The sequence below is a fragment of the Dactylosporangium sp. CA-233914 genome (genome assembly GCF_050942935.1).
GTDB lineage: Bacteria > Actinomycetota > Actinomycetes > Mycobacteriales > Micromonosporaceae > Dactylosporangium.
Genome location: NZ_CP192030.1, coordinates 12181889 through 12203247, shown reverse-complemented (window position 1 = coordinate 12203247; position 21359 = coordinate 12181889). Strand labels below are relative to the sequence as shown.

The following is a 21359-nucleotide window of genomic DNA, read 5'->3' as shown; positions in this document are numbered from 1 at the left end:
GGACCCTTCGGGGTTTGGCGGGGTTGCAAGGCCCCGCATGAGAGAGGGAACTGAAGCCACCATGGCGGGACAGAAGATCCGCATCCGGCTCAAGGCCTACGACCACGAGGTCGTCGACTCCTCGGCGCGGAAGATCGTCGAGACGGTCACGCGCACCGGGGCTCAGGTCGCTGGGCCGGTGCCGCTGCCCACTGAGATCAACCGCTACTGCGTGATCCGCTCGCCGCACAAGTACAAGGACTCGCGCGAGCACTTCGAGATGCGCACGCACAAGCGTCTGATCGACATCATCGACCCCACCCCGAAGACGGTCGACTCGCTGATGCGTCTCGACCTGCCGGCCGGCGTCGACATCGAGATCAAGCTGTAGGGACTCGGACTTATGGACAGGCAAGTCAAGGGCATCCTGGGTGAGAAGCTCGGCATGACCCAGGTCTGGGACAACGGCAAGGTTGTCCCCGTGACCGTGGTGCAGGCCGGCCCGTGCGTCGTGACCCAGGTGCGCACGCCCGACAACGACGGCTACTCGGCGGTCCAGCTGGCGTGGGGCCAGATCGACCCCCGCAAGGTCAACAAGCCGCGCGCCGGTCACTTCGCCAAGGCGGACGTCGCGCCGCGCCGGCACGTCGTCGAGCTGCGGACCACCGACGCGGGCGACTACTCGCTCGGCCAGGAGATCAACGCCGACACCTTCGCCGCCGGCCAGCGCATCGACGTGACCGGCCGCACCAAGGGCAAGGGCTACGCCGGTGTCATGAAGCGGCACGGCTTCCACGGCCTGCGGGCCAGCCACGGTGTCGAGCGCAAGCACCGCTCGCCCGGCTCGATCGGCGCCTGCGCGACCCCCGGTCGCGTCTTCAAGGGCGTGCGGATGGCCGGTCGCATGGGTGGCGCGCGCTTCACCGTGCAGAACGTCACCGTCCAGGCGGTCGACGCCGAGCAGGGCCTGATCCTGGTCCGGGGTGCCGTCCCCGGCCCGAAGGGCAGCCTGGTGCTCCTGCGCAGCGCGGCCAAGACCGAGGCGAAGGCGCAGAAGGGCGGGATCACCAAATGAGCACCGTCGACGTTCGTAAGGCCGACGGCACGAACAGCGGCACCGTCGAGCTCCCCGACGAGATCTTCGACGCGCAGGCCAGCATCCCGCTGATGCACCAGGTCGTCGTGGCCCAGCTCAACGCGGCCCGCCAGGGCACGCACAAGGCCAAGAGCCGCGGCGAGGTCGCCGGCGGCGGCAAGAAGCCTTACAAGCAGAAGGGCACCGGTCGCGCCCGCCAGGGCTCGATCCGCGCGCCGCAGTTCACCGGTGGTGGCGTGGTCCACGGCCCCGTGCCGCGTGACTACACCCAGCGGGTGAACAAGAAGATGAAGGCCGCCGCCCTGCGCGGTGCGCTGTCGGACCGCGCCCGCGAGGGTCGCATCCACGTCGTCGAGACCTTCATCGAGGGCGAGACGCCGAAGACCAAGGACGCGCTGGCGGTGCTGCGCGGCATCACCGAGGCCCGCCGGGTCCTGGTGGTCCTGGCCCGCGACGACGAGGCCAACTGGCTGAGCCTGCGCAACGAGCAGTCGGTGCACCTGCTGGTCGCCGACCAGCTCAACACCCACGACGTGCTCGTCGCCGACCAGGTCGTCTTCACCTCGGCGGCGCTGGACGAGTTCCTCGGGGTGCCGGCCGAGTCGAGCGCGAGCGCCGACGCCGACAGCAACGAGGAGGGCTGAGCCATGGCGACGATCGCCGACCCGCGGGACGTGATCATCCAGCCGGTGGTCTCGGAGAAGAGCTACAGCGAGCTCAACCGCAACTGGTACACGTTCCTGGTGCACCCGGACGCCAACAAGACCGAGATCAAGATCGCGATCCAGCAGATCTTCAACGTCCGCGTCCTGTCGGTCAACACCATCAATCGCGAAGGCAAGCGCAAGCGGACCCGCACGGGTTGGGGCAAGCGCAAGGACACGAAGCGGGCGATGGTGAAGCTCGCCGAGGGTGACCGGATCGAAGCCTTCGGCGGACCGGTCAGCTGAGGGGTATAGACGATGGCTATCCGTAAGTACAAGCCGACGACGCCCGGTCGTCGTGGTTCGAGCGTTGCCGACTTCGCGGAGATCACCCGGTCGACGCCGGAGAAGTCGCTGCTCGTGCCGCTGCCGAACAAGGGCGGCCGCAACGTGCACGGGCGGATCACCGCGCGGCACCAGGGCGGCGGGCACAAGCGCCAGTACCGGTTGATCGACTTCAGGCGCGCGGACAAGGACGGCATCCCCGCCAAGGTCGCGCACATCGAGTACGACCCCAACCGCACCGCGCGCATCGCCCTGCTGCACTACGCCGACGGCGAGAAGCGCTACATCATCGCCCCGAAGGACCTCAAGCAGGGCGACGCGGTCGAGGCCGGCGCCGGCGCGGACATCAAGCCGGGCAACAACCTGCCGCTGCGCAACATCCCGGTCGGTACCACCGTCCACGCGGTGGAGCTGCGCCCGGGCGGCGGTGCCAAGCTGGCCCGCTCGGCCGGCGTGGGCATCCAGCTGCTGGGCCGCGAGGGGCAGTACGCCACGCTGCGTATGCCCTCGGGTGAGATCCGGCGCGTCGACGTGCACTGCCGCGCGACCGTGGGCGAGATCGGCAACGCCGACCAGTCGAACATCAACTGGGGCAAGGCCGGCCGCATGCGGTGGAAGGGCAAGCGCCCGACCGTCCGTGGTGTCGCGATGAACCCGATCGACCACCCGCACGGTGGTGGTGAGGGTAAGACCTCGGGTGGTCGCCACCCGGTCAACCCGAAGGGCAAGCCGGAGGGCCGCACGCGGCGCAAGGGCCAGCCGAGCGACCGTCTCATCGTCCGTCGGCGTTACGCCACCCGGAAGCGCGGCTAAGGAGCCTGAGTAATGCCTCGCAGCCTGAAGAAGGGCCCGTTCGTTGACGACCACCTGATCAAGAAGGTGGAAGTCCAGAACGCCAAGAATTCCAAGAACGTCATCAAGACCTGGTCGCGCCGCTCGACGATCGTTCCCGAGATGCTCGGCCACACGATCGCCGTCCACGACGGGCGCAAGCACGTGCCCGTGTTCGTGACCGAGGCGATGGTCGGGCACAAGCTCGGCGAGTTCGCGCTGACCCGCACGTTCAAGGGTCACGAGAAGGACGACCGGAAGAGCCGCCGCCGCTAAGGCAGCCGATAGGAATCAAGGGGATTTCCCGATGCCAACGAAGAGCGAGGCGGCGGTGCCCGGTGCGCGGGCGATCGCGCGGCACGTGCGCGTGTCGCCGATGAAGGCGCGCCGTGTGGTGAACCTCGTGCGCGGCCTGCCCGCGCGTGAGGCGCTCACGGTGCTGCAGTTCGCGCCGCAGTCGGCGAGCGAGCCGGTCTACAAGGTGCTTGCCAGCGCCATCGCCAACGCAGAGAACAACGAGCGTCTCGACCCCGATTCGCTCCTGGTCGCCGAGGCCTACGTCGACGAGGGCCCGACGCTCAAGCGGTTCCGGCCGCGGGCGCAGGGCCGGGCGTACCGGATCCGCAAGCGCACCAGCCACATCACGATCGTGGTCGAGAGCGTCCCGGCTGCCCAGGCCCGCGCGGCGAAGGCCGGCGTGGCCAAGGCGACCCGGGCGGCGAAGGCCGTGACGCCGGAGACGGACGAGACCGACGAGGTCGAGTCCGCGCCCGCCGCCAAGAAGGCGGTGGCCAAGAAGGCTCCGGCCAAGAAGGCGGCAGCCGAGCCGGCTGACGCCGAGGAAGGGACCGAGTAATGGGTCAGAAGGTTCACCCGCACGGGTTCCGGCTCGGCATCAGCACCGACTGGAAGTCGCGCTGGTACGCCGACAAGCTCTACAAGGACTACATCGCCGAGGACGTCAAGATCCGTCGGATGATGTCCAAGGGCCTGGAGCGCGCCGGCATCGCCAAGGTCGACATCGAGCGCACCCGCGACCGGGTCCGCGTGGACATCCACACGGCCCGCCCGGGCATCGTCATCGGCCGCAAGGGCGCCGAGGCGGACCGCATCCGCGCCGAGCTCGAGAAGCTCACCGGCAAGCAGGTCCAGCTCAACATCCTCGAGGTGAAGAGCCCCGAGTCGGACGCCCAGCTCGTCGCGCAGGCCGTGGCCGAGCAGCTGTCCAGCCGGGTCAGCTTCCGCCGGGCGATGCGTAAGTCGATGCAGTCGGCGATGAAGAACACGCTGGTGCGCGGCATCCGGGTGCAGGTCTCGGGCCGTCTGGGCGGCGCCGAGATGAGCCGGACCGAGTTCTACCGCGAGGGTCGCGTCCCGCTGCACTCGCTGCGCGCGAACATCGAGTACGGCTTCTTCGAGGCCCGCACGACCTTCGGCCGCATCGGTGTGAAGGTCTGGATCTACAAGGGCGACGCCGTTCCGGGTCGCGAGGCGCCGGCCGAGGCCGCCGCTCCGCGGGGCCGCCGTGACCGCGCCGACCGGCCCGAGCGCCCGCGACGCGGCCGCTCCGGCTCGTCCGGCACGACCGCCGGTGGCACCGAGGCCGGCCGCGCAGCGGCCGCCGCGCAGGCCGCCGAGGCCGCCGGCGACAGCGCGCCCGCCGCGGAGGCGGCCGCCGCTCCGGCAGAGACGCAGCAGGAGGGCTGACGAATGCTGATCCCTCGTAAGCCCCCGAAGGGCTTCCGCAAGCCGCACCACCCGGACCGGCACGGTCCGGCCAAGGGCGGCACGCGCGTCGTGTTCGGCGAGTTCGGTATCCAGGCCCTCGAGCCCGCGTACATCACGAACCGCCAGATCGAGGCGGCGCGTATCGCGATGACCCGGCACATCCGCCGTGGTGGCAAGGTCTGGATCACCATCTTCCCGGACCGCTCCATCACCAAGAAGCCGGCCGAGACCCGCATGGGTTCCGGCAAGGGCTCGCCGGAGTGGTGGATCGCCAACATCAAGCCGGGCCGGATCCTCTTCGAGATGTCGTTCCCGAACGAGCAGATCGCCCGGGAAGCAATGCGACGCGCGATCCACAAGCTTCCGCTGAAGTGCCGGATCGTCACGCGCGAAGGGGCTGATGTGTGATGGCCGCCGGTATCAAGGCGACCGAGCTGCGTGAGCTGTCCGACGAGAGCCTGGTCGAGAAGCTGCGGGAAGCCAAGGCGGAGCTGTTCAACCTCCGCGTGCAGTCGGCCACCGGCCAGCTGGACAACCATGGGCGGCTGCAGACCATCCGCAGGGACATCGCCCGGATCTACACGATCATGCGCGAGCGCGAGCTGGGTCTTTCGGCCGCGCCCGACGCTGTGGCTGAGGTGGCATGAGCATGAGCGAGCAGACGACCGAGTCGGGCACCGAGGTGCGCGGCCGCCGCAAGGTCCGCGAGGGCCTCGTGGTCAGCGACAAGATGAACAAGACCGTCGTCGTGGCGGTCGAGGACCAGGTCAAGCACCCGCTGTACGGCAAGGTCATGCGCCGCACCAGCAAGCTGAAGGCGCACGACGAGCAGAACGCGTGTGGCGTCGGTGACCGGGTGCTGCTCATGGAGACCCGCCCCCTGTCGGCGACCAAGCGCTGGCGGGTCGTGGAGATCCTCGAAAAGGCCAAGTAAGGCCGTCGTTCCGCCAAGCTCGGCGCCGGTGCTCCCGGCGCCGAGAACTGGCAGACATTAGGAGACAAGCGTGATTCAGCAGGAGTCGCGGCTGCGCGTCGCCGACAACACGGGAGCCCGGGAAATCCTGTGCATCCGTGTGCTCGGTGGCTCCGGCCGCCGCTACGCAGGCATCGGCGACATCATCGTGGCCACGGTGAAGGACGCCATCCCGGGCGCCGGCGTGAAGAAGGGCGACGTGGTCAAGGCCGTTGTCGTCCGCACCACGAAGGAGCGGCGCCGGCCGGACGGCTCGTACATCCGCTTTGACGAGAACGCCGCCGTGATCATCAAGGACGGTGGCGACCCGCGCGGTACCCGTATCTTCGGCCCGGTCGGGCGTGAGCTCCGGGACAAGCGTTTCATGAAGATCATCTCGCTCGCGCCGGAGGTGTTGTAGCCATGAAGGTGAAGAAGGGCGACACCGTCCTCGTCATCGCCGGCAAGGACAAGGGTTCCCGCGGCAAGGTCCTGTCCGCACTGCCTCGCGAGGACAAGGTCGTCGTGGAGGGCGTCAACCGGGTCAAGAAGCACACCCGCATCCGCACCACCCAGCGGGGCTCGAAGACCGGCGGCATCGTGACGCAGGAAGCCCCGATCCACATCTCCAACGTGATGGTGATCGACTCGGACGGCAACGCCACCCGCGTCGGCTCCCGCGAGGACGAGAACGGCGTGAAGACCCGCGTGTCCCGCCGTTCCGGTAAGGAACTGTGATGACGACGGTCGAGAAGGTGAACCCGCGCCTCAAGCAGCGCTACCGCGACGAGATCGCCGGTGCGATGCGGGAGCAGTTCAAGTACGCCAACGTCATGCAGATCCCGGGCGTGGTGAAGGTCGTCGTCAACATGGGTGTCGGCGAGGCCGCTCGCGACTCCAAGCTGATCGACGGTGCCGTGCGCGACCTGGCCACGATCACCGGCCAGAAGCCGCAGGTGCGCCGGGCGACCAAGTCCATCGCACAGTTCAAGCTCCGCGAGGGCATGCCGATCGGTGCCAAGGTCACCCTGCGCAACGACCGCATGTGGGAGTTCCTGGACCGGCTGCTGTCGATCGCGCTGCCGCGTATCCGCGACTTCCGCGGTCTCGACGGGCGCAAGCTCGACGGCAACGGCAACTACACGTTCGGTCTCACCGAGCAGTCGGTGTTCCACGAGATCGACCAGGACCGCATCGACCGGCCGCGAGGGATGGACATCACCGTGGTCACCACCGCCCGCACGGACGAGGAAGGTCGCGCGCTGCTCAAGCTGCTCGGCTTCCCCTTCCGTGAGAACTAGGGAGAACTGACCAATGGCGAAGAAGGCTCTCGTCCTCAAGGCCGCCGCGAAGCCCAAGTTCGCGGTCCGCGCGTACACCCGCTGCCAGCGCTGCGGCCGGCCCAAGGCCGTCTACCGCAAGTTCGGCCTGTGCCGCGTGTGCATCCGCGAGATGGCGCACCGTGGCGAACTGCCCGGCGTTTCCAAGGCTTCCTGGTAATCCTCCTTCGCCGCAGGCCCACCGAGCCGGTGCGGAACCGCGGCGAGAAAGGCTGACAAACCCATGACCATGACCGACCCGATCGCAGACATGCTGACCCGTCTGCGCAACGCCAACCAGGCGTACCACGACCGGGTGTCGATGCCATATTCGAAGATCAAGGCGAACATCGCCGAGGTGCTCAAGACCGAGGGCTACGTGTCCGCGTGGCAGGTTCAGGACCCGGACGAGGGCAAGGTCGGCAAGACGCTGATCGTCGACCTCAAGTACGGGCAGAACCGTGAGCGCAGCCTCGCCGGCATCCGCCGCGTGTCGAAGCCCGGCCTCCGCGTCTACGCGAAGTCTGTCGAGATGCCGCGCGTGCTCGGTGGTCTCGGTGTGGCCATCATCTCGACGTCCCAGGGCCTCCTGACCGACAAGCAGGCCCGCAAGCGAGGGGTGGGCGGGGAAGTCCTCGCCTACGTCTGGTAAGGGAGGGCATCACATGTCTCGAATCGGACGTAAGCCGATCACGGTGCCCGCGGGCGTTGACATCAAGGTCGATGGCCCGGTCGTCACCGTCAAGGGCCCCAAGGGCGAGCTCACCCACACCGTCGCCGAGCCGATCACGTTCGAGCGGGCCGAGGACGGCAGCTACAACGTCGTGCGCCCGAACGACGAGCGCAAGTCCAAGGAACTGCACGGCCTCACCCGCACGCTGATCTCCAACATGGTGGTCGGCGTGACCGAGGGCTACCGCAAGAGCCTGGAGATCGCCGGCACCGGCTACCGCGTCACGGCCAAGGGCAGCGACCTCGAGTTCGCGCTAGGGTTCTCTCACCCGGTCCTGGTGACGCCACCGCCCGGCATCACCTTCACGGTCGAGAAGCCGACGGTGTTCCACATCGCCGGCATCGACAAGCAGCAGGTCGGCGAGGTCGCCGCCAACATCCGCAAGATCCGCCCGCCGGAGCCGTACAAGGGCAAGGGCGTGCGTTACCAGGGCGAGGTCATCCGCCGCAAGGCCGGAAAGGCTGGTAAGAAATGAGCGCCACGCTGCTCAAGCGCCGCAACTCCGGCGGCGTTGCCGCCGCGCGCCGCACGGGGCGTGCTCGCCGGCACTTCCGCATCCGCAAGCACGTCAGTGGCACCGCCGAGCGTCCCCGCCTGGTGGTCACCCGCTCTCTGCGGAACATCACCGCGCAGATCGTCGACGACCTCAAGGGCCACACGCTGGCCGCGGCCTCGACGCTCGACGCGACCATCCGTGGCACCGACGGCGACAAGAAGGCGCAGGCCGCGAAGGTCGGCATTCTGCTCGCCGAGCGGGCGAAGGCCGCGGGTGTCGGCAAGGTCGTCTTCGACCGTGGTGGCAACAGGTACGCCGGCCGCATCGCGGCCCTGGCGGACGCCGCCCGCGAAGCCGGACTCGAGTTCTAAGAAGGAGAAACGTTCATGCCTGGTCCTCAGCGCAGGGGCGGCGGGTCCGGTAACACCCAAGAAGGTGGTGGCGGCCGTCGCGAGAATCGTCGCGAGGGTGGCGGCCGCGGCAACGCGCCCGCCGAGAAGACCCCGCACCTCGAGCGGGTCGTCGCGATCAACCGCGTCGCCAAGGTCGTGAAGGGTGGTCGTCGCTTCAGCTTCACCGCCCTGGTGATCGTCGGCGACGGTGACGGCACGGTCGGCGTCGGCTACGGAAAGGCCAAGGAGGTGCCCGCGGCCATCGCCAAGGGCGTCGAGGAGGCCAAGAAGCACTTCTTCAAGGTTCCGCGGCTCGCGGCGACCATCCCGCACCCGGTGATCGGCGAGGAGGCGGCCGGCGTGGTGCTGCTCAAGCCGGCCTCCGCTGGTACGGGCGTCATCGCCGGCGGCCCGGTCCGCGCCGTCCTGGAGTGCGCGGGCATCCACGACGTGCTCTCCAAGAGCCTCGGCTCCTCCAACGCCATCAACATCGTCCACGCGACGGTGGCGGCGCTGAAGAAGCTGGAGGCCCCGGAGGCCGTGGCCGCGCGCCGTGGTCTCCCGGTCGAGGACGTCGCGCCGGCCGCCATGCTGGCCGCGCGTGCCGGGGTGGGGGCGTAGCCATGGCCCGTCTGAAGGTGACCCAGATCCGGTCCGAGATCGGCGGCAAGCAGAACCAGCGGGACACGCTGCGCTCGCTCGGCCTGAAGCGGATCCGCGACGTGGTCGTCAAGGAGGACCGCCCGGAGATCCGCGGCATGATCCACACCGTGGCGCACCTCGTCACCGTGGAAGAGGTGGAGTAATCCGATGACGATCAAGCTGCACCACCTGCGGCCGGCCCCCGGAGCCAAGACCGAGAAGACCCGCGTGGGTCGCGGTGAGGGCTCCAAGGGCAAGACCGCCGGTCGTGGTACCAAGGGCTCCAAGGCCCGTAAGAACATCTCGGCGGCGTTCGAGGGTGGGCAGATGCCCCTCCACATGCGCCTGCCGAAGCTCAAGGGCTTCCGCAACCGCAACCGGATCGAGTTCCAGGTTGTGAATCTTGCACGCCTCGCGGAAATTTTCCCGCAGGGCGGCGAGGTCGGCGTGGCCGAGCTGGTCGAGGCCGGTGCCGTCCGCAAGGGCGAGCTGGTCAAGGTGCTCGGCGACGGTGAGCTCGGCGGCGTGAAGCTGCAGGTCAGCGCGCACAAGTTCAGCGCGACGGCCGAGGCGAAGATCAAGGCGGCCGGCGGCTCGGTGAAGCTGCTCGGCGGCGGCAGCGAATAGAGCGCTATCGTGGCGTCCACCATCTCGGTGGGCGCCACGCGGCGCGTCCAAAGCCGGGCGTGATGTGCTCCGGACATCCTGTTAGAGTCCGTTGCGCAATGACACGCTCGACTCATACGTTCGACAGTGACACCAGCACCAGCCGGACCCCACCTCGTCGGCCGAACGACCGGCCGCCTTGCGCAGGAGGATGAAGTTGCTCTCCGCCTTTGTTAGCGCGTTCCGAACGCCTGACCTGCGCAAGAAAATTCTGTTCACGTTGCTGATGATCGGTGTGTACCGGCTCGGTGCGACCCTGCCCAGCCCGGGCGTGTCGTACGGCAACGTGCAGAAGTGCCTCAACATCGTCGAGAACAGCAAGGACAACCAGGTCTTCACCCTGTTGAACCTGTTCTCCGGCGGGGCGCTTCTCCAGCTGTCGGTGTTCGCGCTGGGCATCATGCCCTACATCACCGCGAGCATCATCCTGCAGCTGCTGACGGTCGTGATCCCGCGCCTGGAGCAGCTGCGCAAGGAGGGGCAGTCGGGCCAGGCGAAGATCACGCAGTACACGCGCTACCTGACTCTCGGCCTCGGCATCCTGCAGGCCTCGGCGTTCGTCGCCCTGGCGCGGTCCGGCCAGCTCTTCGGCGGCGCGTGCGACCAGTCGCAGTTCCCGATCATCCCGGACACCGGCAAGCTGCCGATGTGGCTCGTGCTCGCCTCGCTGGTCGTCACGATGACCGCCGGCACCGGCGTCATCATGTGGCTGGGCGAGCTGGTCACCGACCGCGGCGTCGGCAACGGCATGTCGGTCCTGATCTTCACCTCGATCGCGGCCCGGCTGCCGATCGAGGGCATCCAGATCTGGCAGGACAACAAGACCACGTTCTTCGTGATCGTCGGCCTGGCGGTCGTCGTCATCGCCTTCGTGGTCTTCCTCGAGCAGGCCCAGCGGCGCATCCCGGTGCAGTACGCCAAGCGGATGATCGGCCGGAGGATGTACGGCGGGACTTCGACCTACATCCCGCTGAAGGTCAACCAGGCGGGCGTCATCCCGGTCATCTTCGCCTCGTCGCTGCTCTACCTGCCGCAGCTGATCACCTCGTTCGCCGGCACTGACACGACGAACAAGACGATCCTGTGGATCAACCGGAACATCGTGCCGCAGAACAGCGCCTGGCACATCTCGATCTACTTCCTGCTGATCATCTTCTTCACCTACTTCTACGTCTCCATCACCTTCAACCCGACCGAGGTGGCGGACAACATGCGGAAGTACGGTGGATTCGTACCGGGCATCCGCCCGGGCAAGCCCACGGCCGAGTATCTTGACTTCATCCTCAGCCGCATCACCCTCCCCGGCGCGCTTTACCTGGGCATCATCTCGATCTTGCCCAACCTGCTCATCGGGATCGTGGGCGGCGGACAGGCTCTGCAGAACTTCCCGTTCGGTGGCACGGCGGTGCTCATTATTGTTGGCGTTGGCCTCGAGACGGTGAAGCAGATCGAGAGTCAGCTGATGCAGCGCAACTACGAAGGGTTCCTGCGGTAGTGAGGCTGGTGCTGGTAGGTCCCCCCGGGGCGGGCAAGGGGACCCAGGCTGAGTACATCGCCGCGCACCTCGCTGTGCCCAAAATCTCCACGGGCGACATCTTCCGGGCCAACGTCGGGCAGGGCACCCCGCTCGGCGTGGAAGCCAAGCGCTACATGGACGCGGGCCAGCTGGTGCCGGACGAGGTGACCATCAACATGGTCTCCGACCGGCTCGCCGAGGGCGACGCCACGGACGGGTTCCTGCTCGACGGGTTCCCGCGCACGGTGCCGCAGGCCAACGCGCTGGACAAGCTGCTGGCCGACCTCGGCACCGGGCTGGACATCGTCCTCGAGCTCGTCGTGGAGAACGAAGAGGTCATCCGCCGGCTCTCGGGCCGGCGGACCTGTCGCGGCTGCGGCAAGATCTGGCACGTCGAGTTCGACGCCCCGACCCACGACGGCGTCTGCGACCGCTGCGGCGGCGAGCTGTTCCAGCGTGACGACGACCGGGCCGAGACCATCGCCGAGCGGCTGAAGGTCTATGCCCGGGACACGTCGCCGCTGGTCGATTACTACGGCGCCCAGGGCAAGCTGGTGGGCATCGACGCCACGGGCCCGGTCGAGGACGTCACCGTGCGCGCGATCGACGCGCTGCGTTCCTACGGCGCCTGATCCTTCGCGAGTAGGTTCCACATGGCTCACCACCAGGTCGAGATCGAGCTGAAGACCCCGGAGCAGATCGGCCTCATGCGCCGCGCCGGGCTGGTCGTCGCCGACGCGCTGGAGCGCATGCGGGCGGCGGTCGCGCCCGGCGTCTCCACGGCGGAGCTGGACCGCATCGCCGAGGAGACCATCCGGGCCGCGGGCGCGGTTCCGTCGTTCAAGGGCTACCACGGCTACCCGGCCTCGATCTGCTCGTCGGTCAACGACCAGGTCGTGCACGCGATCCCCAGCGAGCGGCAGGTGCTGCGCGAGGGGGACCTGATCTCGATCGACTGCGGTGCGGACCTCGACGGGTGGCACGGCGACGCGGCGATCACGGTCGGCGTCGGGGAGGTGCACCCCGACCTGCGCGGGCTCGTGCGGGTTACCGAGGACGCCATGTGGGCCGGCATCGCCGCGGCCGCGCGTGGGGCGCGCTCCGGCAAGGGGCGGCTGACCGACATCTCGTTCGCCATCCAGTCCTCGATCCGCAAGGCCGGGCGCTACGGCATCGTCGAGGGCTACGGCGGCCACGGCATCGGCAGCGCGATGCACCAGGACCCGTTCGTGCAGAACTCGGGGCGCCCGGGCAAGGGTCCGATGCTGCGCCCGGGCATGGCGCTGGCGATCGAGCCGATGGTCACCCGGGGCAAGCCGAAGGTCGCCGAGCTCGACGACGGCTGGACGGTGGTCACCCTCGACGGCTCCGCCGCCGCGCACGTCGAGCACACGATGGCGTTCTGCGAGGACGGCGTGTGGGTGCTCACCGCCCACGACGGCGGCCGGGGCCGGCTGGGGGACCTGGTAACGGCCCGTGAGCCGGTTCCCGCGACCGAGTAAGGGAAATTCCGGGGTGGAAGCTGCGTGGCGCTCGGTGCGATGCTGTGGGCAGTGTCCGAAGGGGGAGCGGTGGCAGACCGGCGGGAAGACCTGCGCGCGGCCGACGTGGACCGGCAGTTCGTGGCGGAGCGCCTGAAGGCGGCGCTCGACGAGGGCCGGCTGTCGCTCGGCGAGTATGACGACCGGCTCAAGGAGACCTACGCCGCGCGCACCTACGGCGACCTGGACGGGATCCTCAAGGACCTGCCCGGTTTCCACTCGGCCGGCGGCTCCCGGGTCGAGCCCCTTGAGCCCGTGGCCGACGACCCGGACGAGCGGCCGGACCGGGGCGAGCGAAGCAACCCGAAGTGGCTGGTCGGCATCTGGAGCGCCTGGCTCGTGGCCGTCTCGGTCAACGTGGTCATCTGGGCCCTGGTCAGCCTCTCCAGTGGCGAGGCCGTCTACTTCTGGCCGATGTGGGTCGCCGGGCCCTGGGGCGCGGTGCTGCTGGCCTCGACGTTCTCGGTGAAGGTGCTGGGTAACAGCCCCGACGACAATCGTCAACGGCGCTACCGCGACAGCTAGGCACCCCGGATTTGGTACGTTGCGGTCCCGCGCGTAGACTTGCGCATTGGCGCAAAGCGTCCACTCCGGCATGCCTCCACGCGCTTCTAGTGGTGTGTCCGGAGCCGCGGCTGGCTCAGGGGTTGGATGCCCCTGAGAAAAAGGATGCGAGCGTCGACCACCAGACCCGATGTCAGGTAGCGGAGGACATGCCGAAGAAAGACGGGGCCATCGAGATCGAGGGCCGAGTGATCGAGCCACTTCCCAACGCGATGTTCCGGGTGGAGCTGGCCAATGGCCACAAGGTCTTGGCGCACATCAGCGGAAAGATGCGGCAGCACTACATCCGCATCCTGCCCGAGGACCGTGTCGTCGTGGAGCTCTCGCCCTACGACCTCACTCGCGGGCGCATCGTCTACCGCTACAAGTAATCGGTGTCGGTACCCAGGTAACGGTCGGGTTCTGTCGTGCCCGCTCACCCCGAGCGTGCGCGCACAGCGAGAGTTAGGCACACCGTGAAGGTCAAGCCGAGCGTCAAGCGGATCTGCAACAACTGCCGGGTGATCCGGCGGCATGGCCGGGTCATGGTCATCTGTAGCACTGACCCGCGCCACAAGCAGCGCCAGGGCTGAGTCCCGGGCTCTGCCGGATCCACCTTTCGTATTCAGCCCGTTCCAGCCACGGGCGACCCGCCGGTCACGGCGGCGCGCGTGGGCTGCACCCCCGGTCGGAGGCCGGGGCCCGTCTGTGGGCAGACGGGAGCGGAGCGGGCACAGACCTCCGCACACATGAGGAGCACGCCCACCTATGGCACGTCTCGTCGGTGTCGATCTCCCGCGCGACAAGCGCACCGAGATCGCACTCACCTACATCTACGGCATCGGGCGTACCCGCGCCGTGGAGACCCTGGCCGCCACGGGCATCGACCCGAACAAGCGGGCCCGGGACCTGACCGATGAAGAGGTCGTGCAGCTGCGCGACCACATCGAGGCCAACTACAAGGTTGAAGGTGACCTGCGCCGCGAGGTCGCCGCGGACATCCGCCGCAAGGTCGAGATCGGCTGCTACGAGGGCATCCGGCACCGCAAGGGCCTGCCCGTGCGCGGTCAGCGCACCCGGACCAACGCGCGCACCCGCAAGGGGCCGAAGCGCACGGTCGCCGGCAAGAAGAAGCCGGGCAAGAAGTAACCGCCGGTTCGAGATCAGAAACGTATCTAGGAGCGCATAGAGAATGCCGCCGAAGGCTCGCGCCGGCGCGACCGCTGTCAAGAAGGTCCGGCGCAAGGAACGCAAGAACGTCGCCCACGGGCAGGCGCACATCAAGAGCACGTTCAACAACACCATCGTGTCGATCACCGACCCGACCGGTGCCGTCATCTCCTGGGCGTCCGCCGGCCAGGTGGGCTTCAAGGGCTCGCGCAAGTCGACCCCGTTCGCCGCGCAGCTGGCCGCCGAGGCCGCCGCGCGCCGCGCGATGGAGCACGGCATGCGCAAGGTCGACGTCTTCGTGAAGGGCCCGGGCTCCGGCCGGGAGACCGCGATCCGCTCGCTGCAGGCCGTCGGCCTGGAGGTCGGGCAGATCTCTGACGTCACGCCGCAGCCGCACAACGGCTGCCGTCCGCCGAAGCGCCGCCGGGTCTAAGGGAAGAGACGAAGAGAACATGGCTCGCTACACAGGTGCCGACTGCCGCCGTTGCCGGCGCGAGAAGATGAAGCTGTTCCTCAAGGGCAGCAAGTGCGACGGGCCGAAGTGCCCGTTCGAGTCGCGTCCCTTCCCGCCCGGCCAGCACGGCCGCGGCCGGCCGAAGGAGACCGAGTACCTCCTGCAGCTGCGCGAAAAGCAGAAGGCCCGCCGCATCTACGGCGTGCTGGAGCGGCAGTTCGCCGGCTACTACGAGGAAGCCGTGGCCAAGCCGGGCAAGACCGGTGAGGAGCTGCTGAAGATCCTCGAGTCGCGGCTGGACAACGTCGTGTACCGCGCCGGCCTGGCCTCGTCCCGCGACATGGCCCGCCAGCTCGTCAAGCACGGCCACATCGTGGTCAACGGCCGGAAGGTCGACATCCCGTCGTACCGTCTGCGCGAGCACGACATCGTGCAGGTGCGCGAGAAGTCGCGGGAGCTGACCCCCTTCCAGATCGCGCAGGGCCTCGCGGGCAGCAAGACCGTCCCCGCGTGGCTGGAGTTCATCCCGAGCGAGTTCAAGGTCCTGGTGCACAGCCTGCCGCAGCGGCAGGTCATCGACACCCAGGTCCAGGAGCAGCTCATCGTCGAGCTCTACAGCAAGTAGCAACATCGTCGGCGCCTGGTCTGGGTCGATCCTTGCGAAGCGTCATCGAGCCAGACTGGGCGCGCCCGGTCTGGGTCGATCCTCGCAAAGCGCCATCGAGCCAGACCGGCCCCGCCGATCCGGAGCGCGTCAAATAGCGGGCGCGCAACGAACTGGAGGAACAGAAAGTGCTCATCTCACAGCGGCCCACACTCGCGGAAGAGACCATCAGCGAGGTCCGGTCCAAGTTCACCATCGAGCCCCTCGAGCCGGGCTTCGGGTACACCCTCGGCAACTCGCTGCGGCGCACCCTGCTCAGCTCGATCCCGGGCGCGGCGGTGACGAGCATCAAGATCGACGGCGTGCTGCACGAGTTCACCACGATCCCCGGCGTCAAGGAGGACGTGGTCGAGCTCGTCATGAACATCAAGGAGCTGTGCGTCAGCTCCGAGCTCGACGAGCCGGTCTCGATGTACCTGCGTAAGCAGGGCCCCGGCGACGTCACGGCGGGCGACATCCAGCCCCCGGCCGGCGTCTCCGTGCACAACCCCGACCTCAAGCTGGCGACCCTCAACGGCAAGGGCCGGCTCGACATGGAGCTGACGGTCGAGCGCGGCCGCGGCTACGTGACGGCCAACCAGAACAAGCAGCAGGGTCAGGAGATCGGGCGCATCCCGGTCGACTCGATCTACTCGCCGGTGCTCAAGGTGACGTACCGCGTCGAGGCGACCCGCGTCGAGCAGCGCACCGACTTCGACCGCCTGATCATCGACGTCGAGACCAAGGCGTCGCTGACCCCGCGCACCGCGCTGGCCTCGGCCGGCTCGACGCTGGTGGAGCTGTTCGGCCTCGCCCGCGAGCTGGACGAGAGCGCCGAGGGCATCGACATCGGCCCGTCGCCGCAGGACGCGCAGCTCGCGGCCGACCTGGCGCTGCCGATCGAGGAGCTGGACCTCACCGTCCGCTCGTACAACTGCCTCAAGCGTGAGGGCATCAACTCCGTCGGCGAGCTGATCAGCCGCACGGAGGCCGACCTCCTCGATATAAGGAATTTCGGTCAGAAGTCGATCGACGAGGTCAAGATGAAGCTCGCCGGGATGGGTCTGGGTCTGAAGGACTCCGCCCCGACGTTCGACCCGGCCCACGTCGTGGACTCCTTCGCCGAGGTGGACTACGACGCTGACGACTACCGCGAGACCGAGCAGCTGTAACACCAGCCGCTGTATTAGAGGAGTCCCAACAATGCCCACGCCCACCAGAGGTCCCCGCCTCGGCGGCAGCCCCGCGCATGAGCGGCTGATGCTGGCGAATCTCGCCACGTCGCTGTTCAAGCACGGTCGCATCCAGACGACCGAGACGAAGGCCAAGCGGCTGCGCCCGCTCGCCGAGCGGCTCATCACCAAGGCCAAGCGCGGCGACCTGCACGCGCGCCGTCAAGCGCTCTCCGTGGTGCGGGACAAGGACGTGGTGTTCGCGCTGTTCGACCAGATCGCGCCGCGGTTCAGCAACCGTCAGGGTGGCTACACCCGGATCGTGAAGACGGGCCCGCGCAAGGGCGACGCCGCCCCGATGGCGATCATCGAGCTGGTCGAGGAGCTCGAGGTGGCCGCCCCGAAGGCGCCGCGCAAGGCCGCCCGGCAGGCCGCCCAGGCCGACTCGATCGCGGTCCTCGCCGGCGACGAGGCGGACGAGACGCCGGCCGCGCCCGCCGCCAAGGCGGACGCCAAGCCCGAGGCGGAGGCCTCGGAGGCGAAGGACGAAGAGACCAAGGCCTGATCACCGGTCGAGGTCCGTCGGCCCGGCACCCCTCGCGGGTGCCGGGCTCTTCCTTTGGGAGTTGTACCGCATGAGCGTGCGCATCCGCCTCGACGTCTCCTACGACGGCACGGACTTCTCAGGGTGGGCCGTGCAGCCCGGCCGCCGTACGGTCGCGGGGGAGATCCTGGCCGTCCTGTCGCGCCTCTGCGGCACGGTCGAGGGGCTGACGGTGGCCGGGCGCACCGACGCCGGCGTGCACGCCACGGGCCAGGTCTGCCACGTCGACGTGCCCGAGGAGCGCTGGGCCGCCCTGGCGCCGGCTCTCGTGCGCAAGCTCGCCGGCCTCCTCCCGCCCGACGTGCGCGTGCTGAGCGCGACCGAGGCCCCGCCAGAGTTCGACGCCCGGTTCTCGGCCCTGTCGCGCCGCTACGAGTACCGTGTCACCGACGCCGAGTCCGGCGCCGCCCCTCTGCGCCGCCGCGACACCCTGGCCTGGCGCCGCCCCCTGGACCTGGATCGCCTGAACGCGGCCGCGGCCGACCTGGTCGGCGAGCACGACTTCGCCGCGTTCTGCCGCCGCAAGGAGCACGCGAGCACGATCCGCGCCGTGTCCCGGATGGACTGGCGCCGCGACCCCGACGGCACGCTGGTGGCCACGGTGGCGGCGGACGCCTTCTGCTGGTCGATGGTGAGAAGCCTGGTCGGCGCCCAACTGGTGGCGGGAGACGGCCGCCGGGCCCCGCACTGGCCGGCGACACTGCTGAGCAGAACGGCCCGGGCCGACGAGGTGATGGTCGCCCCGGCCCACGGCCTGACCCTGGTCGAGGTCGTCTACCCGGCGGACCCGGCGTCCCTGCGCGCCCGCGCGGAGCAGACCCGCCGCCGTCGCGATCTGTGAGCCCGGTCAGCCCGGCGTCAGCCCGGCGGCGCGGACGGCGGTAGGGACGCCGCCGGGGTGGCCTCCGGCTGGACGATGGCGCGGTTCTCGATGATCCCGTTGTCCAGGTAGGTCTCGACGATGTCGTACGTGATCTGGTTCGGGTACGGGTCACCCTGGGCGAAGTTGTTGCCGTCGACGCGGGCGATCACGCAGTACGTGATGAAGTGGCCCTTGTAGTTCCAGCCCAGCTGCGTCGGGGCCCGCACCAGGGCGTCCGTGCCGGTGCCGGCGCCCACGCTCATGCCCGCGAAGCGGCCCTTCTGGCCATCCACGATCGGCTTGATGCCGTCGAAGGTCTGGGCGGCCACCTTCTCGCTGGTGACGTTGAAGATGCCGGCCGTGATGAGGTACTCCTCGTTCGGCGACTTCATCGTCGCCCGCACGACCTCCGAGCAGCCCGCGCCGGCCAGCAGCGTCGCCAGCTCCTCGGTCGCGGCGACCTTGCAGTCGTTGGACGCCTTCGTCGCCAGGATCACGTAGGGCGGCTCCTGGGGCACGGCCACGATGTTGTTGGTCGGGAACACCTCGGCCTCGGTGAGCGCCTTCGGGTCCACGTCGCGGCTGCTGATGTCGCGCTTCTTCGGCCCCGACGTCGTGCTGGACTTCGCCGAGTCCGGCCCGTTCTTCTCGTCGTTGACGATGAACCAGGTGCCCATGGCGCAGGCGCCCAGCACCACGAGCACGGCGACCACGCTGAGCATCGCGACCCAGCGGTGCGGCCGCGGCCCCGGCTGCACCGGTCCGGCCACGGTGCGGGGCCGCTTGGGCCGGTCCAGCCGATCCGAGTCGAGGTCGTGGGGCCGCTCCGGCCGGTCCGGGCGCCCGGGGGCCTCGCGCAGCGCCCGGCGGCTGCCGCCCGAGGTGTACTCGTCCGAGTAGTCCCCGCGACCGCGCCGCCGGACCTCCGACGGCTCGTCGTACGGGTCGTAGCCGGGCATGGCGTCGTCGAGCGCCCGGCGCTGCTGCGGTGGCTCGTCGCCGGCGGACCGGCGGCGCATGGCCTGGTCCCGGCGGCCCACGCCGCTGTCGTCGCGCCGAGCGGTGTCGGGCGGCGCCGCGGCCTCGAACCCGCCCCGGCCACGCCGCCCGGTGTCCTCGAGCCCGCGCACGTCATCGAAGCCGCGCCTGCCGTTGACGCCGCGGGGCTCGTCGACGCCCCGGCGACCGCCCTCGAAGGCGCGGGGATCGTCGAGGCCGCGTCTGCCGTTGGCGCCACGCGGGTCCTCGGGTCCCTGGCGACCGCGCTCGAAGCCCCGGGGGTCGTCGTCGAGGCCGCGCCCGGTGCCGCGGGGCTCGTCGGTGCCCCGGAGACCGCCGGTCATGGCGCGGGGGTCGTCGTCGAAGCTGCGTCTGCCGTTGGTGCCGTGCGGGTTGTCGGCGTCCTGGCGACCGTTCTCGAAGGCTCGTGGGTCGTCGAGGCCGCGCCGGGGTGCGTCGTCGAACGGGGCCCGCTGGCGGCGCACGCCGACGTCCTCGCCATGGCGGAACATGGTGGTCTCGCCCGCGTAAGGCGCCCCGCCGCGAGGGCCGTCGACGCCGTCGGGGGCCGGCGCGCCGTAGGCGCGGGCGGTGCCGTTGGTGCCGGCGCGTTCGCGGTGGCCGCCCGTGTCGTCGCCGGGCCGGAACATGGTGGTCTCGCCAGCGTAGAGCGCGCCGCGGCCGCCCGTGTCGTCGCGCCGGGTGCCGGACGTGGGCGGGTCGAAGCCGTTGCCCGTGCGCACAACTGGCTCGTCCTCCGCCGCCCGCCGCCGGCCGCCCTGCTCCCCCGTGCGCGAGCCGAGATCGCCGGTGCGAGGGCCGACGTCGACGGCACGTGCAGCGAGGTCCCCCGGGCGGGAGTCGAGGCCCCCGGTGCGGGAGTCGAGGTCACCGGTGCGGGAACCGAAGTCGCCCGTGCGGGGGCCGAGGTTGCCAGTGCGTGAAGCGAGGTCGCCGGTGCGGGGACCCGGGTCGCCCGTGTCTGGGGCGTCGTCGTCGCGGCGGCGGCGGCCTCCGGCGGAGAAGGCGGCCGGGGTCTCGTCCTCGGGTGCGCGGCGCGCTCGGCGGCCGGCGCCGCTGACCGGGGACGAGTCGGGGCGCATGTTCGGGAAGATCGGGACCAGCGGCGGCGGATCGTCCGTCGGGGCGGGCGGGGCCAGGTCCGTGAGCGGCTTGATGATCGGGGTCAGTTGCGGGCCGTGATCGTAGGACTCCGAGGCCTCGTCCCGCGCGCGGCGGCGACCCTGCGACTCACCGGAGGCGTCGGAGGGGAGCTGGCCTGGGCGTCCGTACACACCGCTGGGGGAGTCGTCCTCGGCGGCCCGGCGCCGGCCGGTGGTGATGGGGGTGGTCGCCTCGGGGGCGGACCAGCCGTCGACGTTCGCGGGGCGAGCCGGCGGCGGGGCGGGTGGCAGCGCGCCGGGGCCGAAGACGCCGCTGGGCGAGTCCTCCCGGGCGCGCCGGCCGCGGGGCTGGCCACCGGACCCGGGCCGCTGGATCGCCGTCGTGCGGTCGAACGAGACGGCGCGTTCGCCGGTGCCGGAGCGCTCGAGCCGATCGGGCCGGTCGAAGGAGGCGGCGCGCTCGCCGGTGCCGGAGCGCTCCAGGCGGCCGGGCTGTTCGGGCCGGCCAAGGCGATCCGCCCGGCCAACGCGATCCGCGCGGTCGGGGCGATCCGGGCGGCCGGGCTGCTCGGGGCGATCGAGGGATCGCAAACCGTCGTACGCACTGGAGCCCTCGAACGGGGCGGGCGGTGGGCCGGAAGGGGGTGCCGCGAATGGGTCGGGCTCGCTCCGGCTGCTGCCGCGCAGGCCCGCGAGCCAGTTGTCGGCTTCGTCCGCCTCGTCCCGGCGGAACGAGTCGGATCGCCGCTTTCGGCGCTGCTCGTCCCGAGAAGTCATGTCGCACAGGGTAGCCGACGTCGCCGCACGTCGGCTTGTCGGCAATGTTTCGCACAATCCGAACGGGTGGCCGCCGAAACCGGCCGTCACCTGCGCGTGGACAATGCGTTGCGAAGCGTCGCGTTGGAGGG

Annotated in this window: 33 protein-coding genes and 1 pseudogene; 33 read left to right on the top strand and 1 reads right to left on the bottom strand. The window is 69.7% G+C overall.

The features are described 5' to 3' along the window. The first annotated feature begins 61 nt into the window (after positions 1 to 61). The 33 genes and pseudogenes from rpsJ to truA all read left to right on the top strand — a co-directional run bounded on the left by rpsJ (position 62) and on the right by truA (position 18307). Positions 62 to 370, top strand: coding sequence for a 30S ribosomal protein S10 (rpsJ, locus tag ACQPY0_RS54505; RefSeq protein WP_018347762.1), 309 nt, complete (start codon positions 62 to 64; stop codon positions 368 to 370). Positions 371 to 382: 12 nt separating this feature from the next. Further along, entirely contained in the window at positions 383 to 1054 is a 672-nt protein-coding gene (gene rplC / locus ACQPY0_RS54500; RefSeq protein ID WP_432980353.1) for a 50S ribosomal protein L3, read from the top strand. Then, positions 1051 to 1719 carry a 50S ribosomal protein L4 gene (gene rplD, locus ACQPY0_RS54495; protein ID WP_432980350.1) on the top strand — a complete coding sequence of 223 codons (669 nt, stop codon included), beginning with the start codon at positions 1051 to 1053 and terminating at the stop codon, positions 1717 to 1719. The genes rplC and rplD overlap by 4 nt, the downstream gene beginning before the upstream one ends. A gap of 3 nt (positions 1720 to 1722) precedes the next feature. After that, on the top strand, positions 1723 to 2025 hold the full coding sequence (gene rplW, locus ACQPY0_RS54490; RefSeq protein WP_033357665.1) for a 50S ribosomal protein L23: 303 nt from the start codon (positions 1723 to 1725) through the stop codon (positions 2023 to 2025). 12 nt (positions 2026 to 2037) lie between these two features. Next, entirely contained in the window at positions 2038 to 2877 is an 840-nt protein-coding gene (gene rplB / locus ACQPY0_RS54485) for a 50S ribosomal protein L2 (RefSeq protein WP_432980347.1), read from the top strand. Positions 2878 to 2889: 12 nt separating this feature from the next. Beyond that, complete coding sequence (rpsS, locus tag ACQPY0_RS54480; RefSeq protein WP_190249384.1) at positions 2890 to 3171, top strand: 30S ribosomal protein S19; 282 nt, start codon at positions 2890 to 2892, stop codon at positions 3169 to 3171. 31 nt (positions 3172 to 3202) lie between these two features. Then, a pseudogene (rplV, locus tag ACQPY0_RS54475) lies at positions 3203 to 3652 on the top strand (50S ribosomal protein L22); the annotation flags it as partial. Between the two features lie 98 nt (positions 3653 to 3750). Continuing rightward, on the top strand, positions 3751 to 4602 hold the full coding sequence (rpsC, locus tag ACQPY0_RS54470; RefSeq protein WP_432980344.1) for a 30S ribosomal protein S3: 852 nt from the start codon (positions 3751 to 3753) through the stop codon (positions 4600 to 4602). Positions 4603 to 4605: 3 nt separating this feature from the next. Then, positions 4606 to 5031, top strand: a complete 426-nt coding sequence (gene rplP, locus ACQPY0_RS54465; protein ID WP_432980341.1) for a 50S ribosomal protein L16 — start codon at positions 4606 to 4608, stop codon at positions 5029 to 5031. Continuing rightward, positions 5031 to 5270: a 50S ribosomal protein L29 gene (gene rpmC / locus ACQPY0_RS54460; RefSeq protein ID WP_432980338.1), complete on the top strand. Its 240-nt coding sequence runs from the start codon at positions 5031 to 5033 to the stop codon at positions 5268 to 5270. Before rplP ends, rpmC begins: the two co-directional genes overlap by 1 nt. Before the next feature lie 2 nt (positions 5271 to 5272). Continuing rightward, positions 5273 to 5557, top strand: coding sequence for a 30S ribosomal protein S17 (gene rpsQ, locus ACQPY0_RS54455; protein ID WP_344615991.1), 285 nt, complete (start codon positions 5273 to 5275; stop codon positions 5555 to 5557). Between the two features lie 70 nt (positions 5558 to 5627). Then, positions 5628 to 5996: a 50S ribosomal protein L14 gene (rplN, locus tag ACQPY0_RS54450; RefSeq protein ID WP_033357657.1), complete on the top strand. Its 369-nt coding sequence runs from the start codon at positions 5628 to 5630 to the stop codon at positions 5994 to 5996. Between the two features lie 2 nt (positions 5997 to 5998). Then, positions 5999 to 6313: a 50S ribosomal protein L24 gene (gene rplX / locus ACQPY0_RS54445; RefSeq protein ID WP_432980335.1), complete on the top strand. Its 315-nt coding sequence runs from the start codon at positions 5999 to 6001 to the stop codon at positions 6311 to 6313. Continuing rightward, positions 6313 to 6876, top strand: a complete 564-nt coding sequence (rplE, locus tag ACQPY0_RS54440; RefSeq protein ID WP_432980332.1) for a 50S ribosomal protein L5 — start codon at positions 6313 to 6315, stop codon at positions 6874 to 6876. The genes rplX and rplE overlap by 1 nt, the downstream gene beginning before the upstream one ends. 13 nt (positions 6877 to 6889) lie before the next feature. Then, on the top strand, positions 6890 to 7075 hold the full coding sequence (locus ACQPY0_RS54435) for a type Z 30S ribosomal protein S14 (RefSeq protein ID WP_190249376.1): 186 nt from the start codon (positions 6890 to 6892) through the stop codon (positions 7073 to 7075). Between the two features lie 63 nt (positions 7076 to 7138). Further along, positions 7139 to 7546: a 30S ribosomal protein S8 gene (gene rpsH, locus ACQPY0_RS54430; protein ID WP_432980329.1), complete on the top strand. Its 408-nt coding sequence runs from the start codon at positions 7139 to 7141 to the stop codon at positions 7544 to 7546. Positions 7547 to 7559: 13 nt separating this feature from the next. Further along, positions 7560 to 8102: a 50S ribosomal protein L6 gene (rplF, locus tag ACQPY0_RS54425; RefSeq protein ID WP_432980326.1), complete on the top strand. Its 543-nt coding sequence runs from the start codon at positions 7560 to 7562 to the stop codon at positions 8100 to 8102. Then, the gene (gene rplR / locus ACQPY0_RS54420) at positions 8099 to 8494 is read left to right on the top strand and encodes a 50S ribosomal protein L18 (protein WP_432980323.1); all 396 of its coding nucleotides are present in this window, start codon (positions 8099 to 8101) and stop codon (positions 8492 to 8494) included. Before rplF ends, rplR begins: the two co-directional genes overlap by 4 nt. 15 nt (positions 8495 to 8509) lie before the next feature. After that, on the top strand, positions 8510 to 9136 hold the full coding sequence (gene rpsE / locus ACQPY0_RS54415; RefSeq protein ID WP_432980320.1) for a 30S ribosomal protein S5: 627 nt from the start codon (positions 8510 to 8512) through the stop codon (positions 9134 to 9136). A 2-nt stretch (positions 9137 to 9138) separates the two neighbouring features. After that, a complete protein-coding gene (gene rpmD / locus ACQPY0_RS54410; RefSeq protein ID WP_360374631.1) occupies positions 9139 to 9321 on the top strand; it encodes a 50S ribosomal protein L30 in 183 nt (60 codons plus the stop codon). Positions 9322 to 9325: 4 nt separating this feature from the next. After that, positions 9326 to 9784, top strand: coding sequence for a 50S ribosomal protein L15 (gene rplO / locus ACQPY0_RS54405; RefSeq protein ID WP_432980317.1), 459 nt, complete (start codon positions 9326 to 9328; stop codon positions 9782 to 9784). 196 nt (positions 9785 to 9980) lie between these two features. After that, a complete protein-coding gene (gene secY, locus ACQPY0_RS54400; RefSeq protein ID WP_432995819.1) occupies positions 9981 to 11318 on the top strand; it encodes a preprotein translocase subunit SecY in 1338 nt (445 codons plus the stop codon). Next, positions 11318 to 11971, top strand: coding sequence for an adenylate kinase (locus ACQPY0_RS54395; protein ID WP_432980314.1), 654 nt, complete (start codon positions 11318 to 11320; stop codon positions 11969 to 11971). The genes secY and ACQPY0_RS54395 overlap by 1 nt, the downstream gene beginning before the upstream one ends. Before the next feature lie 21 nt (positions 11972 to 11992). Next, entirely contained in the window at positions 11993 to 12841 is an 849-nt protein-coding gene (map, locus tag ACQPY0_RS54390; RefSeq protein ID WP_432980311.1) for a type I methionyl aminopeptidase, read from the top strand. Positions 12842 to 12910: 69 nt separating this feature from the next. Continuing rightward, complete coding sequence (locus ACQPY0_RS54385) at positions 12911 to 13405, top strand: DUF1707 SHOCT-like domain-containing protein (RefSeq protein ID WP_432980308.1); 495 nt, start codon at positions 12911 to 12913, stop codon at positions 13403 to 13405. Positions 13406 to 13593: 188 nt separating this feature from the next. Further along, a complete protein-coding gene (infA, locus tag ACQPY0_RS54380) occupies positions 13594 to 13815 on the top strand; it encodes a translation initiation factor IF-1 (RefSeq protein ID WP_007073013.1) in 222 nt (73 codons plus the stop codon). Between the two features lie 84 nt (positions 13816 to 13899). Then, positions 13900 to 14016 carry a 50S ribosomal protein L36 gene (gene rpmJ / locus ACQPY0_RS54375; protein ID WP_014440745.1) on the top strand — a complete coding sequence of 39 codons (117 nt, stop codon included), beginning with the start codon at positions 13900 to 13902 and terminating at the stop codon, positions 14014 to 14016. A gap of 175 nt (positions 14017 to 14191) precedes the next feature. Continuing rightward, positions 14192 to 14572 (top strand): 30S ribosomal protein S13, encoded by a 381-nt coding sequence (gene rpsM / locus ACQPY0_RS54370; RefSeq protein WP_432831892.1) that lies wholly within the window; start codon positions 14192 to 14194, stop codon positions 14570 to 14572. Positions 14573 to 14615: 43 nt separating this feature from the next. Beyond that, a complete protein-coding gene (rpsK, locus tag ACQPY0_RS54365) occupies positions 14616 to 15026 on the top strand; it encodes a 30S ribosomal protein S11 (RefSeq protein ID WP_033357646.1) in 411 nt (136 codons plus the stop codon). Between the two features lie 19 nt (positions 15027 to 15045). Continuing rightward, complete coding sequence (rpsD, locus tag ACQPY0_RS54360) at positions 15046 to 15672, top strand: 30S ribosomal protein S4 (RefSeq protein ID WP_432980304.1); 627 nt, start codon at positions 15046 to 15048, stop codon at positions 15670 to 15672. Positions 15673 to 15839: 167 nt separating this feature from the next. After that, entirely contained in the window at positions 15840 to 16862 is a 1023-nt protein-coding gene (locus tag ACQPY0_RS54355) for a DNA-directed RNA polymerase subunit alpha (RefSeq protein ID WP_432980301.1), read from the top strand. A 31-nt stretch (positions 16863 to 16893) separates the two neighbouring features. After that, entirely contained in the window at positions 16894 to 17427 is a 534-nt protein-coding gene (gene rplQ, locus ACQPY0_RS54350) for a 50S ribosomal protein L17 (protein ID WP_432980298.1), read from the top strand. A gap of 70 nt (positions 17428 to 17497) precedes the next feature. Beyond that, positions 17498 to 18307: a tRNA pseudouridine(38-40) synthase TruA gene (gene truA / locus ACQPY0_RS54345; protein WP_432980295.1), complete on the top strand. Its 810-nt coding sequence runs from the start codon at positions 17498 to 17500 to the stop codon at positions 18305 to 18307. Positions 18308 to 18324: 17 nt separating this feature from the next. On the opposite strand, the gene ACQPY0_RS54340 is transcribed toward truA, so the two are convergent. Next, positions 18325 to 21228 (bottom strand): hypothetical protein, encoded by a 2904-nt coding sequence (locus ACQPY0_RS54340; RefSeq protein WP_432980292.1) that lies wholly within the window; start codon positions 21226 to 21228, stop codon positions 18325 to 18327. Positions 21229 to 21359: the final 131 nt, after the last annotated feature.